The organism is Rhodobacter sp. SGA-6-6 (assembly GCF_011043545.1).
Lineage (GTDB): Bacteria > Pseudomonadota > Alphaproteobacteria > Rhodobacterales > Rhodobacteraceae > Pseudogemmobacter.
In genome coordinates, this window is the sequence record NZ_JAAKGP010000036.1 from 1 (window position 1) to 4,250 (window position 4,250).

The 4,250-nt window shown below is 58.2% G+C and carries 4 protein-coding genes; 2 read left to right on the forward strand and 2 right to left on the reverse strand.

What is annotated here, in order from left to right:
- Positions 1-444: 444 nt before the first annotated feature.
- Together G5B31_RS20660 and G5B31_RS20665 are read right to left on the reverse strand one after the other, a co-directional pair.
- Entirely contained in the window at positions 445-936 is a 492-nt protein-coding gene (locus G5B31_RS20660) for a hypothetical protein (protein ID WP_205912051.1), read from the reverse strand.
- Positions 933-2,015 carry a DUF262 domain-containing protein gene (locus G5B31_RS20665; RefSeq protein ID WP_165020078.1) on the reverse strand — a complete coding sequence of 361 codons (1,083 nt, stop codon included), beginning with the start codon at positions 2,013-2,015 and terminating at the stop codon, positions 933-935. The genes G5B31_RS20660 and G5B31_RS20665 overlap by 4 nt, the downstream gene beginning before the upstream one ends.
- Before the next feature lie 501 nt (positions 2,016-2,516).
- Between G5B31_RS20665 and G5B31_RS20670 the strand changes: the two genes are divergently transcribed.
- Both G5B31_RS20670 and G5B31_RS20675 read left to right on the forward strand, forming a co-directional pair.
- Positions 2,517-2,669 carry a hypothetical protein gene (locus G5B31_RS20670; protein ID WP_165020079.1) on the forward strand — a complete coding sequence of 51 codons (153 nt, stop codon included), beginning with the start codon at positions 2,517-2,519 and terminating at the stop codon, positions 2,667-2,669.
- A 273-nt stretch (positions 2,670-2,942) separates the two neighbouring features.
- Positions 2,943-4,157 carry a DUF6538 domain-containing protein gene (locus G5B31_RS20675; protein ID WP_205912052.1) on the forward strand — a complete coding sequence of 405 codons (1,215 nt, stop codon included), beginning with the start codon at positions 2,943-2,945 and terminating at the stop codon, positions 4,155-4,157.
- Positions 4,158-4,250 lie beyond the last annotated feature (93 nt).

The window sequence follows — 4,250 nt, forward strand, 5'->3', positions numbered from 1 at the left end:
CGGGTATGGGTAAGAGTCGGTACCAGAATGCTGCCAACCGTTGGCGGGGTGGGGCGACGGGTGGGGCGGTACGACTTAGACATGAGCGAGGTGGGTACGCTAAGAGCGGATGACTTGGGAACTCTGCTGAGATCCCGGCAAGCATCACGGCTGGGTTGCTGCTGAGGGCGGGGAGCGGTTATTCGCTGCGGCCGGGACGAATGGCTGGTTCGGCCACATCGGGTATGTCTGCATTCAACATTCAATTTCAAGATCAGCCAAAGCTGACGCGCTACAGACTTTGCCGTTGATGTTGTCGAAGCGGCGAGCGCCTAATGCCAAGCGGTTCATATGCTGGCCAAACTGGGAGAAACTTAACGCTGCCCGGCTCAGCCGTGGGCTGGAATGCCTCGCACTTTGCAGAATCACCAATAGGATCAACGCCAATCATTTCATCTGTGCCCTTCAAGGTGCTCCGAGGAAGTGGGTGTAAACGCGGTCGAGCAGGCCACTGTATGCCTTGAAATAGTCCTCCAACTTGGAGGAGGATACGTTGACGTGGTGCTTCTTGCGGTGAGCGATGGTGATCCTATCATCCACCATGTTGTCGATGTGTTGCTTCTCGATCTCGCGCTCAGCACCCCACTGGCGCTTTAGCTCAGTCTCGAAGTCCGCATCGAACAGGCCGATAAGGTCGAGCACTTTCGCTGTCTTTGGGTTCTGGTAGCTCTCGCAGATTTTCTCGATAGGCCTATAGATGCGACTGTTGGATCGCCGCTTAGCGTATTCGATGAATATCTGCTTGAGGGACTGCTCCAAGCTACCGCATATTGAGACGCAAAGCTGCTGGCTCGACAGGTTGATAAGCTCGTCGCGCTCGGTGCCCACGCTCTTCTTGATGACCGCTATCTGGCCGTTTAGGCGGTCGAATTCTGCCTGCAACTCCTGCCGCTTCATATACTGGCAAAGGCTGCGTAGGCCTCCCCCATACGCTTTTTGACGTTCTCTTCGTCGGCGGTGGACCGGATGTAGCCCTCGGTAAACCGCTCGTTACTCAGAAGCGCTGTGTAGGTGTCTATTGCCTTTGCTTCGTCAGGGGGACCTTTTTCCGCAAGACGCTTAGCGATGGCGACCGCAACAGAGTCGAACACTGCCGTGTTGAGGGAACGGTCCGGACGGAACGTCCGGTTGCCCAGTGTCTTGGTCACATAAGTGATCATATCAATGAAGATTTGTCCGAGCTTCTTCATATCCGCGTCCGAGATATTCCGCTTTTCCTTCATGAAGTCATTAAGGAAGTGCTTCATAGGCGCTTTGTAGGCATGGCCCGTCTCGTAAAAGGCCATGAAGCGCAGGATCAACTCTATGTCCTTCAGACGCTTGCTCTTCGGTCCGTAGATGGCCCGCCATTCGGCATTGTCGTTAAGGGAGTGCAGGTAGTCGTTGAACGGGCCGTGGCAGATACAGGAGCGGATTTCCTGAGGGGAGAGTTTGATGCCACCCGTGTTAATACGCTCGAACACCTCATAGACGCTGTTAACTTCGCCTTCGGGCAAATCCTGACGGAATACCGTGGCATGGATTACCGCGTCATCGAGGCGGGCACGGTCGGCATCGTCCAGCGTCTTGTAGGTACGATTGGCAAACTTGGTTTCTAACCCGGTAAGGGCGAATTCTCTGCCGTTGATGATGCCTTGGGAGAAGAGGTGCAAGGACTTCAAGCGCTGCTGGCCGTCGATGACCAGATGCTTGCCGGTATCGCTTTCTTTGAACAGGAAGATGCTCGGCACAGGCAGCCCAAGCAACAGGGATTCTATAAAGCGGGAGCACTGATTTTGCGACCAGACAAAAGCCCGCTGGAAGGACGGGATGTAGAAAAGCTTCTTGTCCATGCGGGATACCAGTGTCTCCACCGGGTAATCCACGCCGAAGGATGAGATTGAGAACAACTCGCCAGTCGTGGAGACATCCTCCTCTTGGTCATCGACGTTTTTCAGGTCGTCAAGATCTTCCTGAAGCTGAGTAAGGTCGCTCATGAATCATCCCTGCATACAAGTACGGCGTATATAACACGCCCATCTAGTGGATGGGAACCATCTCCAAGCTCGGCCAAGCAACCTGATATCGCCAGTCGTGCATAAATTTCGCGGTCGCGGCGAATGGCTGGTTCAACGGGCTGCACCGCAGCATTTGCACCTCCGTCGGACGTCGGCAGTGGGCCGAGGCTGTGTGGAAACTCGGAACCTATGAAATCTCCGAGAACGACTTCCCTCTGATGTCGCTTCACGCGGAGCCGAGCGGAACATTTTCACTCCATTCCTGCGATGAGAGAATGCTGTCCCGCACCACCTGCCGCCCAACGTAGTTTCCACACACCCTCGGCCGTTCTCACCGCGAGCTCAAGTGTCATACACGGTAGACGCAGGCAGGCCGGTGGCGTGATGGTGAAAGCCCACTACTCTTGCCGACCCTCACCCTGCCCCGAAACCGAGAAAACTCCTGCATCTATAAAAGAAGCAGCTACAGGAGTTTAGCTTATGAATGTTCTTGCCGTTCTCGGCCTGTTGGCCACGGGTGCCGTGCTGGTACCCCGGGAGGTTCTGGTGATGGGGATACTCTGGCTGGTGAGTCAGTTCAGCCCCTCGACGGCCACTTCGCTGTTTCTCGGCGCGCTGATGATGTGGCAGTGATGTTGCCCGGCAGCATCGTCTGGATCGCGGCCTTCGACGAGGTTCCCCGGCACCTGTTCCGCGTGGACGTGGTGCATGAGGACTGCGTGGGGGGCGTGGCGCTCACCGGACCTCTCGCGGGCAGCTACGGCGAGCCTGCCCTTGACTTGATCCTCGGGCCAGCAGGGCCCGGGGAGACCGCTGGGATCGTAGTTATCCTTCTAAACGGCTGAACCTCATCAGGAAATCATCAACATCATCAGAACTGGGGCAAAGGCCCCAGAAGGAGGACGCATGTCGGTGCGTATTCAGTATGCCTACCTGAAGCAGCAGACGTGGCTGTATCGGCGGAACTATCCCAAGGAGCTTCAAGCGGTGTTGGGGCAGGCGATGAAGCAGTCGCTGAAGACCGGGGATGCGCGGGTGGCCCGGGCGCGGGCCGCTGAAGTCAACGCCAAGTATGAGGAGGTGATCACCAAGGCCAAGGCGGGTCAGGTGGTGGAGAAGTCGTCCCCGGTCGTGGTGACCCCGCCGGTGTTCTCTCCGGTGGTGATCGTGGGACGCAGGACGGTCAAGGAGCTTGCCCGTCTCTACCTGAACCGGCGGTCCAACGAGTTGCAGCACGGAGGGTTCAAGTCGGTTCGGTTCTCGGTTGGCTTGTTCGTGTCGGCCTATGGCTCTAGGGCAATTGGGTCGATCAGTCGGGAGGAGGCGCTGGCTTTCGTCAGGAAGGTGGCGCTGCTCGGTCGGCATACCGGCAAGTCATGGCGGACTCGGGACTATGGCCTGGACAGGTTGGTGGAAGCCAGCCGGGGCGGGACGATCAGCGCAAGGACTCAACGGAGGACGGTCAGTCAGGTCGGGCACTTCCTCGACTGGGCGGTCTACGAGGGCGAGTTGACGGTGAATCCCTTCAGCACGGTTCGGGTCGAGGCGAAGGGCAGGAACCGCAGCTATGCCGCCCTGACGGATGGTGAGGTTGGCGGACTTCTGGCGCTGAACGATCCTCGTATCGGTGATGTGCTGGTCTTCTGCCTGCTGACCGGGATGCGGGCTGGTGAGGCGGTAGGGTTGGTACGGGATGATCTGGTCTGGAAGGGCAATCTCGGCTGGTTCGCCTGGATACGTCCCAACGAGGTCCGGTCGCTGAAGACGGACGCAGCGGAGAGATTGATCCCGTTGCACTCGACGCTGACGCCGCTGCTGGCCAACCTGCCACGAGAGGGACGGCTCTTCCCCGACCTTAGTGTCTCAATCGTCACGAAGAGGTTCGCTAGCCTGCGGGCCACTCTGGGGCTCTCTCGCCCCGGGGTGGTGTTCCACTCGACACGGAAGTGGTTCGTAACCCAGTGCGAGAGGGCAGGGGTGCCGGAGCACTTCACCGCCTCGATCGTTGGGCATCAGTCGGCGCGTTCTGAGAACCGGATGACCTATGGCATCTACTCGGCCGGGATCAGCGATGATCAGAAGCGGGAGATCGTCGAGAAGGTGGGGCTGCCATGCCGCTAGTTCCAGACATCGACAGCTTCGAGGAGAGGGCCGCTATCATGGAATATGAGGGCGGCCTTTCTCGTTCCAGGGCGGAGGACCGGGCTGCTCAGG

Excerpts from the sequence above, each read along its gene's own strand:
- G5B31_RS20660 (WP_205912051.1), bottom strand. The coding sequence starts at position 936 with ATGAAGCGGCAGGAGTTGCAGGCAGAATTCGACCGCCTAAACGGCCAG.
- G5B31_RS20665 (WP_165020078.1), bottom strand. The coding sequence starts at position 2,015 with ATGAGCGACCTTACTCAGCTTCAGGAAGATCTTGACGACCTGAAAAAC.
- G5B31_RS20670 (WP_165020079.1), top strand. The coding sequence starts at position 2,517 with ATGAATGTTCTTGCCGTTCTCGGCCTGTTGGCCACGGGTGCCGTGCTG.
- G5B31_RS20675 (WP_205912052.1), top strand. The coding sequence starts at position 2,943 with ATGTCGGTGCGTATTCAGTATGCCTACCTGAAGCAGCAGACGTGGCTG.